The organism is Streptomyces sp. GMY02 (genome assembly GCF_019056675.1).
Taxonomy (GTDB): domain Bacteria; phylum Actinomycetota; class Actinomycetes; order Streptomycetales; family Streptomycetaceae; genus Streptomyces; species Streptomyces odonnellii.
In genome coordinates, this window is sequence record NZ_CP077658.1 from 4,983,167 (window position 1) to 5,002,757 (window position 19,591).

Below are 19,591 nucleotides of genomic sequence, written 5' to 3' on the forward strand. Positions count from 1 at the left end.
GGCACCGCACCCGTACGCCCGTACAACCACCCCGCGGCGGACCCGAGCTGACCCGTACCGCCGCGGTTCCTCAGCCGTCCGAGCCCTTCCCGCCCGGCAGCTTCGTGTCCGTACCGTCCCCCTGGGCCGGCACCCGCGCCGCCGCGCCCGCCGTCAGGCCGGGACCGCCCTCGTCCGCATCCTCGTTGATCTGCGCCAGCAGCGCATCGCGGTCCTCCGAGGGCTCCGGCTTCACGTAGCCGATCACGATGTACAGCACCAGCGAGACCGCGAGCGGGATCGAGACCTGGTACTGGAGCGGGACTCCGCCCTCGACACTCCAGTTGATCGGGTAGTTGACCAGCCAGAACGCCAGCAGACCCAGGGCCCAGCTCGTCAGCGCCGCCGTCGGGCCCGACCTGCGGAACGGCCTGAGCAGGCCGAGCATGAACGGGATCGCGATCGGGCCCATCAGACCGGCCACCCACTTGATGACGACCGTGATGATGTCCTTGAACGTCGGCGAGTTGACCTGGGTGGCGACCGCCATCGACAGCGCCAGGAACGCGATCGTCGACAGCCGGGCCGCCAGCAGCCCCGCCCGCTCCGACCAGCCGCGCGCCGCCTTGGACAGGGTCGGCGCGATGTCCCGGGTGAAGACCGCGGCGATGGCGTTGGCGTCCGACGAGCACATCGCCATGGTGTGCGAGAAGAAACCGACGATGACCAGGCCCAGCAGACCGTGCGGCAGGAGCTGTTCGGTCATCAGGGCGTACGAGTCGGACGCGTCCGGCTTCTGCGCCTCGACCAGCAGCGGCGCGCACCACATCGGGAAGAACAGGACCAGCGGCCACACCAGCCAGAGCACCGCGGAGAGCCGGGCCGAGCGGGTGGCCTCACGGGCGCTGGCGGTGGCCATGTAGCGCTGCGCCTGGTTCCACATGCCGCCGTTGTACTCGAAGGTCTTGATGAAGAGGAACGCGAGCAGGAAGGTGACGGTGTACGGTCCCGCCGTCGGGTCGGCATGGCCCTCGGGCAGCTTGTCCCAGACCGTCCACAGCGCGCTGAAGCCGCCCAGTTCGCCCATGACGGCGACGAGCATCGCGATCCCGGCGAAGAGCTGGATGATGAACTGGCCCAGCTCGGTGAGGGCGTCGGCCCACAGCCCGCCGACCGTGCAGTAGATGCCGGTGATGACACCGGTGATGAGGATGCCCTGGTTGAGGGAGATCCCGGTGAAGACGGAGAGCAGGGTGGCGATGGCGGCCCACTTGGCGCCCACGTCCACGATCTTCAGCAGCAGCCCGGACCAGGCGAGGGCCTGCTGGGTCTTCAGGTCGTACCGGTTCTTCAAGTACTCCAGCGGGGACGCGACATGGAGCCGGGAGCGCAGCCGGTTGAGCCGGGGCGCGAAGAGCTTCGCGCCGATCCCGATGCCGATGGCGATCGGCAGCGACCAGGTCACGAACGAGGTGATGCCGAAGGTGTACGCGATGCCCGCGTACCCCGTGAACATCACCGCGCTGTAGCCGGACATGTGGTGCGAGATGCCCGACAGCCACCAGGGCATTTTGCCGCCGGCGGTGAAGAAGTCGCTGACATTGTCCACGCGCTTGTGCGACCAGAGGCCGATCGCGACCATCACACCGAAGTATGCGATGAGCACGATCCAGTCGAGGCTGTTCATGTGCCCCCTCCAGGGGTCCGCCTTGTGAACGATCGGTGCTCTTCGTCAGTGCGTCCGGTCAGCGGTGCCCCCGTGCGGGAGCGGGGACTTCGGGGATTGAACCGCCTGGCGCGGCAGGTGGTCAAGAGTCCTTCCGGTCATAAGTGTGAACTCGGATCAGAAAGCAGAACGATTTTACGTGTTCTTGACCTTCGGGGGCGTTGTCGTGAACGTGACGGCGACCACACGATGAGCGAGCACTTCGTCAGGAGTCCGTGTACACGCGTGAATCCGTGTCACGCGTAAAACAGAAGCGACCGCACGGGATGCGGGTCCCTTGCGGTCGGGAGAGGCGGTGGGCGGTCGGTCCGCGTGCCGGAGGTGTCCGGGATGGCCGAGCCCCGGGTGTCCGGGCATGGCCGAGCCCCCTCGGCCAGGACGGCGGACCGGTCGAGAGGGCTCTATCAGTGGTGCGGAGGCAGGGCGTTGAGCGACCTCAGCCGAGGTCGAAGGCGCCCTTGTTCATTTCCTGTACGAAGGCATTCCATGACGTGGGGACGAAGGAGACCGAGGGGCCCTCGGGCGCCTTCGAGTCCCGGACGGCAATGGACTGGACGACGGGGGACCTGACTTCTACGCACGCGCCGTTTCCGCCGGAGTACGAGGACTTGGTCCACGTGTCCGTAGCGCCCTGAAGGATTGCCATGTTCGCTCCGGTTCACCGAGTGGTGGGACATCGCGCCAACGTCTTGCTGGCATGATCGACGCTACTCGCCTCACTCGATGGGCGGGACAGCCATTCACTCGTCCTGATGGCATCTCCCGCTGGATCCTTACGTGCCACGGCGGTTGAGGTGTACGGTGCCCTCTCCTCGGGCGCGGCCGGCTCAACGGCGCCTGGGCGCTGCCACGATGGTGCCTCGGCGATGTGCCGGCGGTGCGTCGGTGACGGCTCAGCGGTGGCTCAGGGGCGGCTCGGCGGTCGCGCAGTGGTCGCTCAGCGGGCGTATTCCTTTGCGATATTCGCGATGAACTGCCGGGTCTGGTCGACATTCAGGGCCTGGGCGCGAAGATGCTCGTACATCACGCTGTACCGCTGCACGTCATTCGCCTTCTCCAGATAGAGATCGCTGGTCACTCCCTCGATATAGACCACGCTGGAGTCCGCGGTGTCCGGGAATTCGAGAATCGCGTAGTGCCCGCTGATCCCGGGGTGCGCGCCCATGTCGAACGGCAGTACCTGCACGGTCACATGGGGAAGCTGCGACTGCTCGACGAGATACTCCAGTTGCTCCCGCATGAGCTGCCGCCCGCCGACGGCCCGGCGCAGCGCGGACTCGTCGACCACGGCCCAGAGGCGGAGCGGGTTCTCGGGGGAGTTGATCCGGTCCTGGCGTCTGATCCGTACCCCCACGCGCTTCTCGACATCGGGCGCTGCGGACTCCGGCAGCGCGCCGTTGATCAGCGCCTCCGCGTAGGCACGGGTCTGGAGCAGTCCGGGGACCACTTGCGGTTCGAAGACGCGGAGCGAGGCGGCGTCCGTCTCCAGGCCGATGTAGACGCTGTACGGGATGTCGCCGAAGGCGTGCCACCAGCCCTGCTGACGGGAGTCCTTGGCCATTTGCATCAGCGAGTCGACGATGCGGTGGTCCTCGACCTCGTACACCCCGCAGAGGTCGCGGACATCGCGCTGGCTGATGGAACGGCGGCCGTTCTCCAGACGGCTGATCTTCGACTGGGAGACCAGCAGGCGCTCCGCGACCTCCTCGGCCGTCATGCCCTTGATCTCCCGGAGCCGGCGCAACTCCTGGCCCAATCGCCGTCGCCTGACGGTGGGGTTGACGCTGGACGCCACGGAAACTGCACCTCCGACTGGGTAGCCGTACGTATCTACTGCTCAGCAGACTGCCACCAAAGGTCTCAACTGCGCTGGAAAATGGCGACAGTGGCGACGGACTCCGGTGCGCCGGTGTGCGCTCCCCGCCGCGAGCGGGACGCACCGGGTCCCGGGCGGGGCCAGGGCGGGACTGTCACGGACCTGTCACAGACCCGTCATGGGGCCGCTACGGGACGGCTACGGGCGCGCTACAAGCGGGAGGGGGTACGGGGGCGGGGCGCGGGGCCGGGGGGCCGGACGGCGGCGCTCAGCGGGCCTCGGCGCGCGCTGTGGGGGCCGGTGCGCGCGGCGGTGTCCGGTGCGGTCCGCACGTACCCCCATGCGGGATCGCCGACGGGGATCACCGAGTGAGATCGCCGCGTGGGACCGCTCGTAGGGTCCGGGCCGGGGCGGGTCCGGGCCGGGGCGGGTCCGGGGCGGCGCCGGAACGCGGCGCGCGGGGCAGCCCGTTGGGAACAGGCTGCCCCGCGCGTCTCTTGCGGCTCCCGAACCGGCTCTGGGGACGTCGGTGCGACGTTGCGGCGGCGGTGCTTCTTCAGTTGTGCCCGGTCGTACGCGTGCGCCGCCTGTACGGCTCGCACGCCACGTACGCCGTTGCCCCGGCTGCCTCGCGACTGCGCTGCGGCTGCCCCGCGACTGCCTTCAGTGCGCTGCGACGCGAGCCATTTTCCCGCGGTTCGGCTGCGACGGTACGGCCGACGGCCGGCCGCCCGGGGCGCTGGGTGGGGCACCCTGAGCGGGGTTGCGGCGCTGCTGCGCGCCCACGCCGTTCTGGACGTCCATCACGGCGTGCGCCACCAGGCCGCCCATCGGGTCGTGCCTGATCAGGTCCCGGAGCCGGGAGCGCGACGAGCGCCCCTCGTTGCCCGGGTACAGGTGCTTGCCGAGTCCGACCGCGTGGGCCAGTGCGGCGAGCGCCGCGGTCCGCGGGTCCGGTGGTACGCCGGTGCGGATCGCACTGTCCAGCCGGGCCCTGATCTCCCGGCTGATCGCCGTCTCCGTCGCCTGGTAGCGCGTCGTCGGCAGCACCCCGCACATCTGGCCCGCCACGGCATGCACCATGCCGCACCGCTCCAGATGCGAGAGATAGGTCTGGCGCAGCCCCAGCCGGGGCCCGCCAATCCAGTGGACGGCCCGAACCGGGCTGCCGCGCCTGCGCAGCAGTTCCAGCGCGGAGTCCAGAGTCGGATCTCCGGTCGGCCGTGGCATCACCACGGCGATACGATCCCCGTCAGGGGCTATCCGTCCTGCCAGAGCCAGCTCTACTAGCTGTGCTCCGGCCAGGCCGAGGTCGAGCGACTGCGGCTGCGCTGTGGTACCCGTGGCCGGGTCCAGAGCGAGCAGCAGAAGCTCCTCCGGAATTGTTCTGCGGCTCCTGCCCATCCATGCCTCCCCGCGTGGATGAATGACAGGGTGACCCCTCTCACATTGGTCTGTCGAGAGCGCCTGGGTGCTTTGTGCGGGAACCGTTATGTATGTCGTTCTCGTCTAGCCCGGGGAGCGCGGTCCCAGAGCAGGACACTGATGATGGTTCGGACAGCGCGGTACGTCGGCGGTACGTCGGATGAGACATGAAGGAGACACGGTGGCGGGCGAGTCCCCCGGCAAGTCGGAGCAGCGCAAACCGTCGGGGGAGACGGGTGACACGACTCCGGGCGAGTGCGACCCGCGGCTCGCGGTCTTCCGGGATTCGTCCCCGGACCGCCCTTCGTCACCAGTAGCAACCGCAAATCGCACACCCGCGGACCGAACCCTGACCTTGACCCCGGACCGCCCGGGCACGACGGCCCCGGTAAGCCCGGACGGCGGTACGGCGGGACCTCGCGCGAGTGGCTCGGAGCCGCCGGCCGACCAGGGGGACACGGGCCCGGCCGACGCCGGTGCCCCGGACTCCGGCGACCGGGCTCCGGGTATGGCCCGGACGGGTGCGCCGTCGCGGAGCGGGGCCGGGCCTGCGGACGCGACGCAGGTCGGCAAGGCCGCGGGAGGCGGCTCCGCGGCTACGGGTGGGACGCGGACGGGCGGTGCGGAGTCCGACGGCTCTGGTCGCGCGGGCTCGGAGGGTTCGGCCCGGCAGGGGGGTACGAGCGTGGCCCAGGCGGCTGTTCCACCGCGGAGCGGCGAGCAGGCACGTCCCGGGGCGCCTGCGCCCGGTGGCGGCTCCGGTACCGGTACGGCTACGGCTCGCGCTGGTGCTCTGTCGGGTGACGGCGAGGAGAACCGGGGCAGCGTCCCGGCGCCGGGCGAGGCCGCCCGAGGCGGCTCCGCCTCGGCGAAGGCTGTCCGGACCGATGGTCCGGGGTCCGACGGCTCCGGCCGTGGCGCTACCGCGACGCCCTCAAAGTCCGCGTCCGCGGGGCCTGCTGGCGGTCCGTCGCCCAGCGACGAGAACGTACCGGGCGGCTCCGGGCCCGGCGGCTCGCCGGATCCGGCCGGGTCGGCCGGTACGGGCACGGCCCGGGCGGGGGTTCCGTCGGCCGGCGACGCGGCGGGGCGCGGTGTCCCGGCAGCGGGTGGCGCGGTTCACGGCGGCAAGACCGCCGAGGGCGGCTCCGCGGCGACTGTGGTCCTGCGGCCGGGGGAGGCGGGCGCGGGCTCCGTCGGCGGTCCGTCGAGCAGCGACGGGAACGTCCGGGACGGCTCGGGCCGTGACGGCGAGGAGGGCCGGGGCTCTGGCTCCGCACCCGGTGAGGATGCGCCTGGCGACGCCGTGCGCGGTGGTGCCTCGCGCAACGACGAGCAGGAGCGGGGCGGCGCCCCGGCGCCGGACGGCGAGGCCTCCCGGGGCGGCTCCGCCTCCGCGGGTACGGCTCGGGCCGGTGGCGCGGAGTCCGGCGACGCCGCGCGCGGAGGCGATTCGGCGTCCGCAGGTGCGGCCCGGAAGCCGGAGTCACCGGAGGCCGGTGACTCCGCGCGTGGCGACGCCCCGGCGACGGACAAGCCCAGCGGCGAGGCCGCCCAGGGCGGCTCCACCGCGTCCCGGCCGAGCGGCGCCCAGCCCAGTGGTGCCGGCGCAGGCAGTGCCGAGGGCGGACAGGGCGCCCAGGGCGGTCCGGAGGCCCCCGGCTCCACGCACGGGGGCGAGGACGCCCAAGAGGACGGCCAGAAGGACGCCCGAGAGGACGCCCAGGACGGTGCCGCCGACGGCCGCGCCGAGGGCAGCCGCCCCGCGTCCGCCAAGAGCGCGCCCAGCGACGAGCGGCAGGGTCCCGCCTGGGCCCGTGACGGGATCGATCAGCCCACCGCCGTACTCACCACGCGCCCCAAGCCGGACGCACAGCCGCAGATCGATCAGCCGACCACCTCCCTCAGGCTGCCCCGCGACCCCGCGAGCACCTTCGTACCGCTGCGGCCCGAGTCGCCGGTGCCCGACGCCGAGCGGACCCGGCAGCAGCCCATGCCGCCGCTGCCCCCGCTCGATCTGCTCGCCGAGCTGACGAACACCCCGCCGCCGCCCGAGACCCCCGTCCGTACCGTCGTCCGGCGCGTCAAGATCTGGACGCCGCTCGTACTGCTCCTGCTGATCGTCTTCGCCGTCGTACAGGCCGTGCGCCCCCTCCCCGCCCCCCGGCTCGCGCTGTCCGCCGACCCCACGTACACCTTCGAGGGCGGCGAACTCGACCTGCCGTGGCCGAACGAGGGCCAGGGCGGCGTCGTGGTCGAGGGCGTCGGGACCATCGGCATGTACGGCGAGCAGAAGCCCGCGCCCATCGCCAGCGTCGCCAAGACCATGACCGCGTACGTCATCCTCAAGGACCACCCCATCAGCGGCGACCAGGTCGGCCCGCAGATCACCGTCGACAAGCAGGCGGGCGAGGAGTCCAACCGTCCCGACGAGTCGACGGCGCCCATAGAGGAGGGCGAGCAGTTCACCCTGAAGCAGATGCTTCAGCTCCTCATGATCCCGTCGGGCAACAACGCCGCGCGTCTGCTCGCCCGCTGGGACGCCACGACCGAGGAGGCGTTCGTGAAGAAGATGAACGCCGCCGCCAAGGAACTCGGCATGACGGACACGACGTACACCGACCCGAGCGGCCTCCAGGCCACCACCGTGTCCACCGCCGCCGACCAGATCGAACTCGGCAAGGCGGTCATGCAGAACGAGGTGTTCCGCGACATCGTCAACACGCCCCAGATAAAGATCCCGGGCGTCGAGCCGATGATCTACAACAACAACCGGATCCTGCTGGAGCCGGGCGTGAGCGGAATCAAGACCGGTTCCTCCACCCCGGCCGGCGGCAATCTGCTCTGGTCGGCGAACACCGTCGTCGACGGCAAGAACCGCCGGATCATCGGCGCGGTCATGGGCGCTCAGCAGGGCACGACGCTGGACGACAAGCTTCAGCTCTCGATCGACAACAGCCTCAAGGTGATCAAGGCCGCGCAGGAGGGCGTCACCTCGGCCGGGGTCGTCAAGAAGGGCGAGGTCGTCGGGTACGTGGACGACGGCCTCGGCGGCCGGACCCCGGTCGTGGCGACGAAGGAACTCAGGGCGGTCGGCTGGGCCGGGCTCGATGTGAAGCTGAAGCTGGGCGCGGGCGCCGGGCGCGAGGTTCCGCACACGGCGGAGGCGGGCACGGTGATCGGCGAACTGACCATCGGTACGGGTACGGGCAAGGTCTCCACCCCGGTCGCACTCCAGCGGGCCCTGGCGGAACCGGGCTTCGGGGCGAAGCTGACGCGCGTGGGCTGAACCCGCTGGAATCTCGAAACCCACTGGAATACCGACGCCCGGGGAGGGCGGCCCTCATCGGCCCCGCCCCGGGCGTCGTCACGTGCTAGCGTCCCGAAACGGACATCTGCCAGGGTGACCGGACCGAAAGGGTGACCGGACCGACCGGACCGACCGGACGGCACCGGGCGGCACCGACCGGGCAACTGCGGGGCGCGGGGCGGCGTCCTTGCCCACATCGGCCGTGCCGCCGGGCAAGCCGGCCATTGGCGGAGCCTCCGGGAACCGCCGGGAGCCGCCGTACAACGCGGGCAGGTGACCTCCGGGCGGTGAGGGCGGCCTCCGGGCGGTGAGACGGGCGACCGTCGGGCGGTGGACGGACGACCGACCGCCGGGCGGTGAGACGGAAAGACGTGGAGAGCCGCAGTGACCACCACTGAGCCGACGCACGCCGACGGCAGCGAGGGACCGGCCCCCGGGCCGCGAATAGGGCTGCCCGCCCCCGGATCCCCCGCCCCCGGACCCCCCGCCACGCTCCGCGCCCTCATCGAGCGGCACCCCGTCCTCGCCACCACCTTCGTCGCCGCCGTCGTCCACATCGTCTGGTTCTTCTTCTTCGCCAACAGCGGCGGCGACATCGCCGCCCAGGACGCCTGGGCCGAGTTCGTCGGCCGCTATCCCGACTCCGCGTACAACCTCGCCTGGTACGGCGGCATGCACCCCGTCTCGTACAGTGTCGTCTCGCCGTACCTGATGTCCGTCCTCGGCGTGCGTACGACGATGATGGTCGCCGGCACCGTGTCCGCCGCCCTGACCGCGCTGATCCTGGCCCGCGTCCGCGCCGTGCGGAATCCGGTGGCGTGCTCGGTCGCGGGGATCTTCGCGTTCCTCTGCAACGCGCTGTCCGGGCGCGTCACCTTCGGCCTCGGCGTGATGTTCGCGCTCGGCGCGGTCGCCGCCGTCTTCTGCTGGCCGCACCGCTGGCGTACGAAACGCTGGGCCAAGGCCGTCGCCGCCGCCCCGCTCGCCGGGCTCGCGACCGCGGCCAGCCCGGTGGCCGGGCTGTTCCTCGGCGTGGTCGCGGCGGCGCTCTTCCTCAACAAGCGGCGCCCCGGCGCGTACGCCCTCGGTCTTGCGCCCGCCGCCGTCGTGGCGCTCTCGGCCTGGCTGTTCCCGTTCTCCGGTACGCAGCCGATGTCCGTGGGGACGGCGTCGCTGCCGTTCCTGTACGCGGTGCTCGTGTTCGTCCTCGTACCGCGCGAGTGGCGTACGGTCAGGGCCGCCGCGGCCGTCTACGGCGTCGGGGTGCTGCTGACGTATGTGATCGACTCGCAGATCGGGTCGAACGTGTCCCGGCTGGCGATGATCATCGCAGGGGTGGTGCTGTGGGCGGCCGTGCCGTACACCGCGCCGCGCACCCGCCGCCGGTACGCCCTCATGATCGCCTTCGTCGGGCTCAATCTCTGGATCGGCTTCAAGGGCGTGGACGACATGGTGCGTACCGCGCCCACGGCGTCCTGGGCCCGCGAGCTGGCGCCGCTGGTCAACCAGTTGCAGCAGGCCGGCGCGGAGAAGGGACGGGTCGAGGTGGTCCCCGCCAGCAGCCACCGCGAGGCATCGGCGCTCGCCCCGTACGTCAATCTCGCCCGCGGCTGGAACCGGCAGGCCGACATGGAGCGCAACCCGCTCTTCTACGACGACACCCTCACCGCCGAGAACTACCGCGGCTGGCTCGACCGCTGGGCCGTGCACTTCGTCGTACTCCCCAAGGGCAAGCCGGACTCCGGCGCCGGCCTGGAGGCGGAACTCGTACGGCGCGGACAGCCGTACCTCGAACACCTCTGGGGCGACACCAACTGGCAGCTCTACGCCGTCAAGGACCCCAAGCCGATGGCCGACCCGCCCGCGACGGTGGACCGGGCGGGCGCGGGCGAGCTGACGATCCATGTGAAGTCGGCGGGGCGCGTGCTGATCCGGATCCCGTACTCGCCGTGGCTGGGGCTGGTCGACGGGGACGGTAAGAGTGTCGTACCGCCGCAGGAGACGGCGGCATCGAAGGCGCACGAGGACGGGCCGAAGGTCTACACCAACCCCAACGGCTGTCTGATGAAGGCGGAGGAGACGGTGGAGGGCGACGAGTGGACCCTGCTCCTGGCGCCGAGCCCCGGCGTCTACCGGCTGGCGGCGCCGTACCAGCTACCGCGCGGGACGGGATGCCCGGAGGAACTGCGGTAGGCCCGCTGTGGCCGGGGGACGGGGAGCTGCCTGGGCGGTGGGTACGGGCCTGCTGCGGCGGGGGGCAGCCGGTGTGCGGGCGGGTGGTGCGGTTGGTGTACGGGTCGGTGTGCGGGTGGGTGGCGTGGGCCGGGTGCAGGCGGTGTGCGGGTGGGCGGTGCGGGCCGGTGCCGTCGGCGTGCGGGCGGGTGCAGGCGGTGTGCGGGCGGCCCGGTTGACGCGGTGTCTCATGCGAATCGGCGGCTTCTGCTGCCGGGCGGCCCCGCGATCCCCCATAGTGAGGCGGCATGAGGTGCGAACGGTGCGGGAACGGCCGGGGAGGCCCACTGCCGGGCATGGTCTGCCCCGTGTGCGGGGCTGACAGCCGTACCACTTCTCGTACGGGACCCCGTACACGTACAGGACCCCGTACGCACCGGAGAGCACCCTCGGCGCGCGACTCCCCCTCGCGGGGCCAGGTGCTCGCCGTGGTGGTGCTGACCCTGTGCTGTGTGGGCGCGACGGTCGCGGCGGTGGCCGGTTCGGGCGGCGGGGACCCCGTCGAGGACACCGGACCCCGCGCCGCGCCGACCGGGTTCGGACCCCCGCAACTGCCGGGCCTGGCGGGCGCGGCCGACCCGGGCGAGAGCGCCGATCCGGCGGGCACACCGCCCGACTCCGATGCCGACTCCGGCGCCGACTCCGCCGGTGGCTTCACGGCCTGGGCGGGCCCGGGCTGTACCACCGGCGCGTACGAGGAGCACGGCCGCTTCGAGAACGGCGACGCCGCCTGGTACACCGTCCCCTCCGGGGGCCACCGCGACGCCGCCTGCGACGGCAGCTTCACCGCAGTCCCGATGTCCGGCAGCCCCGACCACGACCGCGGCTCCACCGCGATCTGGTCCTGGAAACTGGGCAAGGAGTACGCGCGCTGCGCCCTCGCCGTCTACGTACCGGACAGCGGCCACGCCCCCGACTCCGCCGGCCATCCCACGGTCTACCGCGTCCTGACCGCCGCCTCACGCACCACCTCACCCGCCGCCTCCCACACCCCCGAACCCACCTTCGGCATCCGCCAGACCACGCACCGCGGCACCCTGGTCGACGTCGGCAGCTATCGGGTCGACGGCGACTCCTTCTCGGTCCAACTCCTCGACCGGGGCCAGGACTGGGGCACCCCGGACCGCTACTCGGCCCACCACGCGGCGGCCCAGATGAAACTCGCCTGCGCCTGAGGCGGGGTGGGGCGGGGGACGAGCCACCCGTTACCCGAGGGAACGGCGGAGGCCCTCGCTTTCAACACCCGCCGCGGGCGGCGGAGCCGGGCGACACGGGCGACTCGGGCAGCAACTCGGGGGAGCGGCTGAGGATCCGCCTGTGGAGCTGGTTCGTCACCGGGCAGATCGCGCGCCCGGGACGACCGCCGCCGTACGCGGCTGACGCCGAAGCACCGCGGCACCGTACGGAGCACGGCCGACGGCGCGCGGAGCCATCGGCCGTGCCGGGTACGGAAGTCGTGCCGGAAGCGGGGCCGGGCACACCCTGGGGGCGTACCGGGTCAGCGGCCGAGCGCCCGGGCGAGCTGACCTTTGTTCATCGACGAACGCCCTTCCACACCGCGCTTCTTGGCCTCGGCGTACAACTGGTCCTTCGTCGGCCCCTGCGCCCCGCTGTGCGACCGCTGCCCGCCGCGCTGCGAAGCGGACTTGGGGTCGCGCATCGAGGTGCTGCTCGCCGTCTTCGCCTCCCCGGACCGCGCCCGCTCCTTGTTGACCGTGCGCGACGCCATTTCCTTCGCCCGGCCCGTGGGCGTACCACTCTTCTCCGCGCCCTCCTTGATGTGCTCGTACTGGCGCTCCCGCTTGGGACTCGAACCTCGCGGCATGTCACTTCTCCTTGACCCTGGCTCCGGCCCCTGGCGGGCCGGGCGCGTTCGACGACGACGGTGGGCGACGATGGGCGCGTACCCGCTGATCCACGGCCCTCACATCGGCCGCCGCGACACGCCCGCCCGTTCCCACTGCACGCCCGGAAGCGGCCCGGCGCGACACGAGGTGCGCCGTACGGGGGACGCGGGACGGCGCCGTACGACGCCGCACGCGAGCCGTGACCGTCGGTCGCGGACCGCCAAGGCCCGCCGGAGAGCGGCCTTTCGACGCCACGAGCCCTCGGCGGCCTCCGCTCTGGATGACTGCTGCCCGTACCAACTCCGGTGCGGTACGGGTGGTTCGGCGCCCGGCACCAGCCCGTGCGATCTCGCTTCACAGCGGTCGCAGGGTTCACAGGATTCACAGGGTCACGGAGTCGCCCGGTGCGAGGACGAGCAGATTGTCGAGGCCGTGGCGGGTGAACGCCTCGCGGAGGTCGTCCGGGCCCTCGGTGAAGTGCTGCCAACCCTCGCTGTGCACCGGGATGACCGTGCGGGCCCCGAGGAGGCGGGCGGCTCGGGCCGCCTGGTCGCTGGTGAGGGTGAGGTAGCCGTCCAGGAGCGGGGTACGGGCCGCGCCCGCGAAGAGTACGGCGATGTCGACCGGCGCGAAGCGCTTCGCGATCCGGGCCACGACGTCGAGCGAGGCGTTGTCGCCGCTGATGTACACCGTCGGGGAGTCGTCGGCGGTCAGGACGAATCCGGTGACCGGTCCCGTGATGTGTTCGGTGTTGTCCGGACCGTGCTGGGCGGGCACCGCGGTGATCCGTACGGGGCGGCCGTCCGGGCGGCCGAGAACCAGATGCTCCCAGGGCGCCAGCCCGGACGCGGTCCCGCCGAGGCGTCCGGCGGCCACGGGTGTGGTGACCGTGACCGGGACATCGGCCAGCAGCGCGCGGCCCCGCCGGTCCAGGTTGTCGGCGTGCTGGTCGTGCGAGAGGAGCACGGCGTCGAGTTCGCCAACGTCCGTGGGGCGGATGGCGGGGCCGGTGGTCTTGACCAGGGTGCGGGTGCCGCTGGCGATCGGCCCGGGAGGGTCGAACGTGGGATCGGTCAGCAGCCGCAGCCCCCCGCTCTCGAAGAGAGCGGTCGGCCCCCCGACAAGCCGCACGACCACGGCCTCCCGAGCCCGTCCGACAGGGTCCGCCGGGGTCCGCCGTGGCGTATCCATGGCCCCATTGTGCGCACGCGCCGATGCGGGACGCCGCCCGGCGGAAGGCGCCGGGGCACGCGCCCCCCCGCATCGGCCGGCCCGTCGGCGGGGCGCCGCCCCCCCGCGTCGGTCGGCCCGTGGGTGGGGCGACCCCTCCGCGTCGGTCGGCCCGCCCCGGGGGCGGCGCCTGGCGTTGGTCGGCCCGTCGGTGGGGCGGCGCCTGCTCCGGCACTGCCCAGCGTGTGCCGGGAGCCCTGGTACCTGCCCGCCGGGGGGCGCCTGGCGTTGGTCGGCCCGTCGGTGGGGCGGCGCCTCCTCCGGCGTTTGCCGGCGCGAGCAGGGAGCCCCAGTACCTGCCCCGCCGCCGAGGCTCAGCGGCGTCGGCCCGTGCCGGGTGCCGCGTGCTGCCGCCGGGGTCACTCCCGTACCCCCGCCAGTTCCACCGCCCTGCGGCGTAGCGCGAGTCCGGCGGGCATGACCGACGAGGCCACCGCCAGGAGTGCGCAGGCAGCCGCGATCGTGCCGAGGGCCGGCCAGGGTATCTCCAGGGACGTCCGCACCGACAAGATGCCCAGGGCACCCCATATGCCCAGCAGATTGAGTCCGGTGACCAGCAGGCCCAGCACTCCGCCCACCGCGACCACCGTCAGTGCCTCGGCGGCGACCACGCGCAGTACCTGCCAGGTGGTGGCGCCGGTCAGACGGAGTACGGCCAGGTCGCGCAGGCGGTCGGAGGTCGCCATGACCATGGTGTTGGCCAGGGAGATACCGGTGTAGAGCAGGGCGATGCCGAGGACCAGCAGGAGGCCGAGCCGGGTCGTGCGGTTGGTCTCGGGGTAAGTGGCCCGTACCCACTGATCCTTGGTGAGGACCCGCCCGACGGCCTGCCCGTCGGCGGGTCTTATCGCCTCGCGCAAACCGGCGGCCACGGCGCTCGCGTCCGCGCCGTCCGCCAAGGCGACATCGACGCGGTCGACGGCCGCGCCCGGGGCGTTGCGTGGGGTGATGTAGACGCCGTTGTTGCCCGTACCGGTGGGCATCACGGCCGCGATCCGCAGCGACTTCCTCGTACCGTCGCCGAGCCAGACGTCCACGCGCTGCCCCACGGAGTGCCTCTCCCATTCCTCGTTGACGATGATCGAGCCGTCGTCGAGGTCGGCGGCGCTTCCGGCGGTGAGCGGCAGCCGGGTGGTGGCGGTGAGCGGGCCGGTGGCGGCGGCTCGGGCATCGGACCTGATGAGCGCGATGCCGTCCTCCAGGGTGTACACGGCGCTGGACGAGGTCGCGGACACCTCGGCGGCACCGGGCACGGCGCGCAGCCTGTTCAGTGTCGCCTCGCCGAACCCCGCGCCGTTCGCCCCGTCCGTCCCACCCGTCCCGTTCGCCGCCGGGACGACCACGAAATCCGCGGCCGTCCGCTCCCGTACCTCCGTCGCCTTCGCCTCGTTCAGTACGGCGGTGGCGCCCAGCAGCGAGCCCGCCAGCGCGACCGTGACCAGGACGGGTGCCGCGACGGCGGCGGTGCGCCGGACACCGGCGGCGGCGTTCTCCCGTACGAGCATGCCGACGGCCCCCGGGAGCCGGGCCGGAAGCCAGGCGATCAGCCGGGTCAGCGGGCGTACCAGGACCGGCGCGAGCAGGGCGACCGCGGTGATCAGCATCATCGGCCGGCTCACATACGTCTTACGGTGCAACAGCTCGCCCGGGTCGGTGACCAGCGCGAGCCCGAGCGTGACGGCCGCGGTCAGCAGCAGTGCCAGCCCGGCCAGCAGCCGCCCGCGGGTCAGCGCGCCGCTGTCCACGGACGCCTCGCGCAACGCCTGGGCGGGGCCGGTCCTCCCCGCCCGCCAGGACGCGGCCGCCGCACCGCACAGCGCGACGAGCAGGCCGGTCCAGAAGGCCAGGTGGTACGGCCAGACGGCGCCGCCGATGGTGAACCAGCGCGGGGCGAGGCCGCCTCGTACCACCTGTTCCGCGAGCAGCGGCGCCGCGTACGCGCCGAGCACGCAGCCGGCGGCCGAGGCGAGGACGCCCACCGCGAGAGCCTCGGCGACGACCATGCGGCGGATCTGCCCCGGAGTCGCCCCCGCGGTACGCAGCAGCCCGAACTCCCGGCGCCGCTGGGCCACCGCGAAGGCGAAGGTGGACGCCACCACGAACACCGACACGAAGCCGGTGACTCCGCCGGCCGTGCCGAACATGGCGTTCATCGCGGTGAGGGCCTCGCTGTCCCGGCCGGGATCGGCGTCGGCGAATCTTCGGGCGTCGCCGGTGAGGACCCGTACGCCCGCGCTGCCGCGCACGGCCTCGCGTACGGCCGCGGCATCGGCGTCCACGACCAACTGGAGGCTGCGCGGGGAGAGTTGGGCGGCACGCCGGTCGGTGAAGAAGACGGCGTTCTCGAAGGGGACGGTGTTCTTGGAGCCGGGCCGGGCATCGGTGCCGGCGACTCGTACGGTTCCGACGACCCGTACGGTGCCGCGGTCGGTCCGTACGCGGGTGCCGGGCGCGGCCCAGTCACCGGTGACGACGACTTCGTCGGCGGTACGGGGTGCGCGTCCCGCGTCAATTTGGTACGGAGCGAACGCGGCGGTGGACCAGGGGTGGCCCACCAACTCGCCGGCCTTTTCGGACCCTTCGGACCCTTCGGGCCGCTCGGCCGGTCCGGCCGGTCCGGCCCGTACGACTCGTACGACTCGTACGGCGAAGGACCGGTCCTCGACGACCGTGCCGAGCCGCTTCAGCTTCGCGACGACCCCGGCGGGCACCGTACGAGGGTGCGCGAGCCGCTGGACCCGGTCGCCGACGGGTGTGGGCACCCGCAACGTGTCCGCACCCCTGACCACAACGGGCGCGGCGGCGAAACGCTCGGGTCCGCGCGCGGGCGCGCTCAGCGAGGACGCCAGGGCCAGCCCCATGACGGCGATCAGCGCCACGCCCAGGGAGAGGGCGACGAAACTGCCCACGAAGGTGACCCAGCGGACGCGCAGGGTACGCAGGGCGGTAGTCAGCACGGCGCCGCCTCCAGCCTCGTCATGCGCGCCGCGATGTCCTCGGCGGAGGCCCCGGTCAACTCACCGTTGACCCGCCCGTCGACCAGGAAGACCACGCGGTCCGCGTACGAGGCGGCGACCGGGTCGTGCGTGACCATGACGATCGTCTGGCCCCCGTCGTCGACCATGCCGCGCAGCAGCCCGAGCACCTCACGGCCGGTCCGCGAGTCGAGGGCACCGGTCGGCTCGTCACCGAACAGGACCGCGGGACGCGTGATCAGCGCACGGGCGAGCGCGACCCGCTGCTGCTGGCCGCCGGACAGTTCCGACGGGCGGTGCTGCGCCCGCTCAGTCAGTCCGACCTGGCCCAGCACCTCGTGTAGCCGGGCTTTCGAGGGGCGGCGGCCGGCGAGCCGCAGGGGCAGCGCCACATTCTGTTCGGCGGTCAGCGACGGCAGCAGATTGAACGCCTGGAAGACAAAGCCCACGCGCTCGCGGCGCAGCAGGGTCAGTCCGGTCTCGCTCAGCTTTGTCAGCTCGGTCCCGCCCACGGTGACCGAGCCCGATGTGGGACGGTCCAGCCCGGCCGCGCACTGCAACAGCGTCGACTTGCCGGAGCCGGAAGGGCCCATGACGGCCGTGAAGGTTCCGCTCGGGAAGGAGAGCGAGACCTGGTCGAGGGCGGTCACGGCCCCGCCGGACGATCCGTACCGCCTTGTCAGGCCACGCAATCGGATGGCGTCGTTCTTCATCTGTCCCCAATCGGCCCCCGCCCATCGGCGTCGGTGCGCGTACTCGTGTCGGTTTCGGTGCTCGTATCGGTGTTGTCGCCTCCACCACGAAACCGTGCGGACGTACCCCGGCGCACTACGGCAGGTACGAGACTTGAGGTAGGGCCAGGCCTACCCCCGGTCCTCCAGTTGGACCGATGGAATGATGAACGGCGGTCCTCCTACCGTGGTCCCCATGCACCCCGCGATCCCCGGGCACTCCGCGCACCCCGCGCACTCCGAGCTCCCTGCGCACTCCGAACTTCGCGTGCACACCGAGCTCCCCGAACTCCCCGCGCACTCCCCGCACCCCCGGAACGTGTGGCAGGCCATGTCCCGGCCCGGCTTCCTGCTGTCGTCGTGGCCGTGGCGCTCGGTGGCGTACCTGGTCAGCGGGGCGGTGACCGGCGCCGCGACCCTGCTGCTGATCGTGATCACGGCGGCGGCCGGCGGGATCCTCGCCCTCGTCCTGGTGGGGCTGCCCCTGCTCGCCGCCACAGCCCTCAGCGGAATCCCGCTGGCGTGGGCGGAGCGGCGCAGGCTGCGCCTGATCGACCTGGACCCGGCGTCCGACCCGCACCGGACACCGGCCGCGCACGGGCTGTGGGGCTGGCTGACGACCCGTCTGCGGGAACGGGCCACCTGGCGCGAACTCGGGTTCACCCTGCTCTTCGCCGGGCTGCTCTGGCCGGTCGACGCCCTCGTGATCGCCGTCGCATTGCTGTCTCCCCTGTCCATGGCCGTCACTCCGCTGCTGATGGCCACGGTCGGCGACGGCCGCGAGGCCAAGGTGCTCAAGCAGTGGACGGTCACCACCTGGCCGGCGGCCTTCGGTGCCGCCGTGCTCGGGCTCGTCCTCATGGGCCTGTGCGCGTACGTTCTCGGCGTTGCCGCGGGTGCGCGGGCCGGACTGACCCGTCTTCTGATCGCCTCGCGCGAGGGGGATCTGGGTGCCAGGGTCATCGAACTGGCCCGTTCCCGGGTCCGGTTGGTCGACGCCTTCGAGGCCGAGCGGCGCCGTATCGAACGCGATCTGCACGACGGAGCGCAGCAGCGGCTGGTGGCGCTGACGATGACCCTCGGCCTGGCCCGGCTCGACGTACCGCCCGGGTCGCTCGCCGACCAGCTCGCCAAGGCCCACGACGAGGCGGGCAGGGCGCTCGCGGAGCTGCGCGAGCTGATCCACGGCATCCACCCCAAAGTGCTCGCCGACTACGGTCTGGAAGCGGCCATCGCCGACGCCGCGGACCGTTCCCCGGTGCCCGTGGACGTCGGCCTCGAACTACCGGGCCGGCTGCCCCGAGCCGTCGAGTCCGCCGCGTACTTCGTGGTCTGCGAGGCGCTCGCCAACACAGCCAGGCACAGCGGTGCGAACCGCGCGGAGGTGACCGGCCGTCACCGCGACGGCCGGCTGTTCCTGGTGGTACGGGACGACGGCCGCGGCGGCGCCGACACCGCGACAGGCAGCGGGCTCACCGGTCTCGCGGACCGGGTGTCGGTCCTGGATGGCAGACTCTCCCTGTCCAGTCCGCCGGGCGGACCAACCGTGCTGCGTGTGGAGTTCCCTTGCGTTCCGAGCGAGCCCCGCGAGCCCAGCAAGTCCCGCGAGCCCAGCAAGTCCCGCGTTCTGAGGGAGCCCCGAGTTCCCAGCGAGCACCGCGAGCAGACCGGTCGCTCCGGGTAGTGCTCGCCGAGGACAGCGTGCTGCTGCGGGAAGGGCTCATCGGCCTGCTGGACCGCTTCGGCCACGAGGTGGTGGCGGCTGTCGGCGACACGGAGGCGCTGGTCGCCATGGCCGGGGCACATGCACCCGACATCGTGGTGACGGACGTACGCATGCCGCCCGGCTTCCAGGACGAGGGGCTGCACGCGGCGGTGCGCCTGCGCGAGCAGCGGCCCACGCTGCCCGTCCTGGTCCTCAGCCAGTACGTACAGCGGACCTACGCCTCCGAACTCCTCGACTCCGGCGACGGATCCGGCGTCGGCTATCTGCTGAAGGACCGGGTGGGCCAGGTCGAGGAGTTCATGGACGCCCTGCACAAGGTGGCCGACGGCGGAACGGTCGTCGACCCCGAAGTCGTACGCCAGCTCCTCCGCCACCGCCGCGACCCCCTGCAACACCTCACGCCACGCGAACGCGAAGTCCTGGCCCTGATCGCGGAGGGCAGATCAAACGGCGCGATCGCCCGCGAACTGGTGGTGTCGGAAGCAGCGGTGGGCAAGCACATCGGAAGCATCTTCACCAAACTGAACCTGCCGCCGACGGACGAGTCCCACCGCAGAGTCCTGGCGGTACTGACGTACCTACGGGACTGACGGC

13 protein-coding genes are annotated in these 19,591 nt (G+C 72.3%); 5 read left to right on the forward strand and 8 right to left on the reverse strand.

The window, feature by feature from the left end:
- Positions 1-70: 70 nt before the first annotated feature.
- From KQY30_RS21130 to KQY30_RS21145, 4 genes are all read right to left on the reverse strand, one after another.
- A complete protein-coding gene (locus KQY30_RS21130) occupies positions 71-1,666 on the reverse strand; it encodes a sodium:solute symporter family protein (protein ID WP_217308180.1) in 1,596 nt (531 codons plus the stop codon).
- Positions 1,667-2,141: 475 nt separating this feature from the next.
- Positions 2,142-2,351 (reverse strand): DUF397 domain-containing protein, encoded by a 210-nt coding sequence (locus KQY30_RS21135; protein ID WP_217308181.1) that lies wholly within the window; start codon positions 2,349-2,351, stop codon positions 2,142-2,144.
- A 291-nt stretch (positions 2,352-2,642) separates the two neighbouring features.
- Positions 2,643-3,500: a helix-turn-helix transcriptional regulator gene (locus KQY30_RS21140; protein WP_217308182.1), complete on the reverse strand. Its 858-nt coding sequence runs from the start codon at positions 3,498-3,500 to the stop codon at positions 2,643-2,645.
- A 684-nt stretch (positions 3,501-4,184) separates the two neighbouring features.
- Entirely contained in the window at positions 4,185-4,925 is a 741-nt protein-coding gene (locus tag KQY30_RS21145) for a GPP34 family phosphoprotein (protein WP_217308183.1), read from the reverse strand.
- 706 nt (positions 4,926-5,631) lie between these two features.
- On the opposite strand from KQY30_RS21145, the gene KQY30_RS21150 reads away from it, so the two are divergent.
- The 3 genes from KQY30_RS21150 to KQY30_RS21160 all read left to right on the forward strand — a co-directional run bounded on the left by KQY30_RS21150 (position 5,632) and on the right by KQY30_RS21160 (position 11,663).
- Positions 5,632-8,235, forward strand: a complete 2,604-nt coding sequence (locus KQY30_RS21150) for a D-alanyl-D-alanine carboxypeptidase (protein WP_254407254.1) — start codon at positions 5,632-5,634, stop codon at positions 8,233-8,235.
- A gap of 525 nt (positions 8,236-8,760) precedes the next feature.
- The gene (locus KQY30_RS21155) at positions 8,761-10,449 is read left to right on the forward strand and encodes an MFS transporter (RefSeq protein ID WP_254407641.1); all 1,689 of its coding nucleotides are present in this window, start codon (positions 8,761-8,763) and stop codon (positions 10,447-10,449) included.
- 467 nt (positions 10,450-10,916) lie between these two features.
- On the forward strand, positions 10,917-11,663 hold the full coding sequence (locus KQY30_RS21160) for an adhesin (protein ID WP_254407255.1): 747 nt from the start codon (positions 10,917-10,919) through the stop codon (positions 11,661-11,663).
- Between the two features lie 323 nt (positions 11,664-11,986).
- On the opposite strand, the gene KQY30_RS21165 is transcribed toward KQY30_RS21160, so the two are convergent.
- From KQY30_RS21165 to KQY30_RS21180, 4 genes are all read right to left on the reverse strand, one after another.
- Positions 11,987-12,313 (reverse strand): hypothetical protein, encoded by a 327-nt coding sequence (locus KQY30_RS21165; RefSeq protein ID WP_046500602.1) that lies wholly within the window; start codon positions 12,311-12,313, stop codon positions 11,987-11,989.
- 403 nt (positions 12,314-12,716) lie between these two features.
- Complete coding sequence (locus KQY30_RS21170; RefSeq protein ID WP_217308187.1) at positions 12,717-13,526, reverse strand: MBL fold metallo-hydrolase; 810 nt, start codon at positions 13,524-13,526, stop codon at positions 12,717-12,719.
- Between the two features lie 398 nt (positions 13,527-13,924).
- Positions 13,925-16,522, reverse strand: a complete 2,598-nt coding sequence (locus tag KQY30_RS21175; protein WP_217308188.1) for an ABC transporter permease — start codon at positions 16,520-16,522, stop codon at positions 13,925-13,927.
- Complete coding sequence (locus tag KQY30_RS21180; RefSeq protein ID WP_217308189.1) at positions 16,516-17,253, reverse strand: ABC transporter ATP-binding protein; 738 nt, start codon at positions 17,251-17,253, stop codon at positions 16,516-16,518. Before KQY30_RS21180 ends, KQY30_RS21175 begins: the two co-directional genes overlap by 7 nt.
- 349 nt (positions 17,254-17,602) lie before the next feature.
- On the opposite strand from KQY30_RS21180, the gene KQY30_RS21185 reads away from it, so the two are divergent.
- Both KQY30_RS21185 and KQY30_RS21190 read left to right on the forward strand, forming a co-directional pair.
- Positions 17,603-18,955: a sensor histidine kinase gene (locus tag KQY30_RS21185; protein ID WP_217311212.1), complete on the forward strand. Its 1,353-nt coding sequence runs from the start codon at positions 17,603-17,605 to the stop codon at positions 18,953-18,955.
- Entirely contained in the window at positions 18,955-19,587 is a 633-nt protein-coding gene (locus KQY30_RS21190) for a response regulator transcription factor (protein WP_217308190.1), read from the forward strand. The genes KQY30_RS21185 and KQY30_RS21190 overlap by 1 nt, the downstream gene beginning before the upstream one ends.
- Positions 19,588-19,591 lie beyond the last annotated feature (4 nt).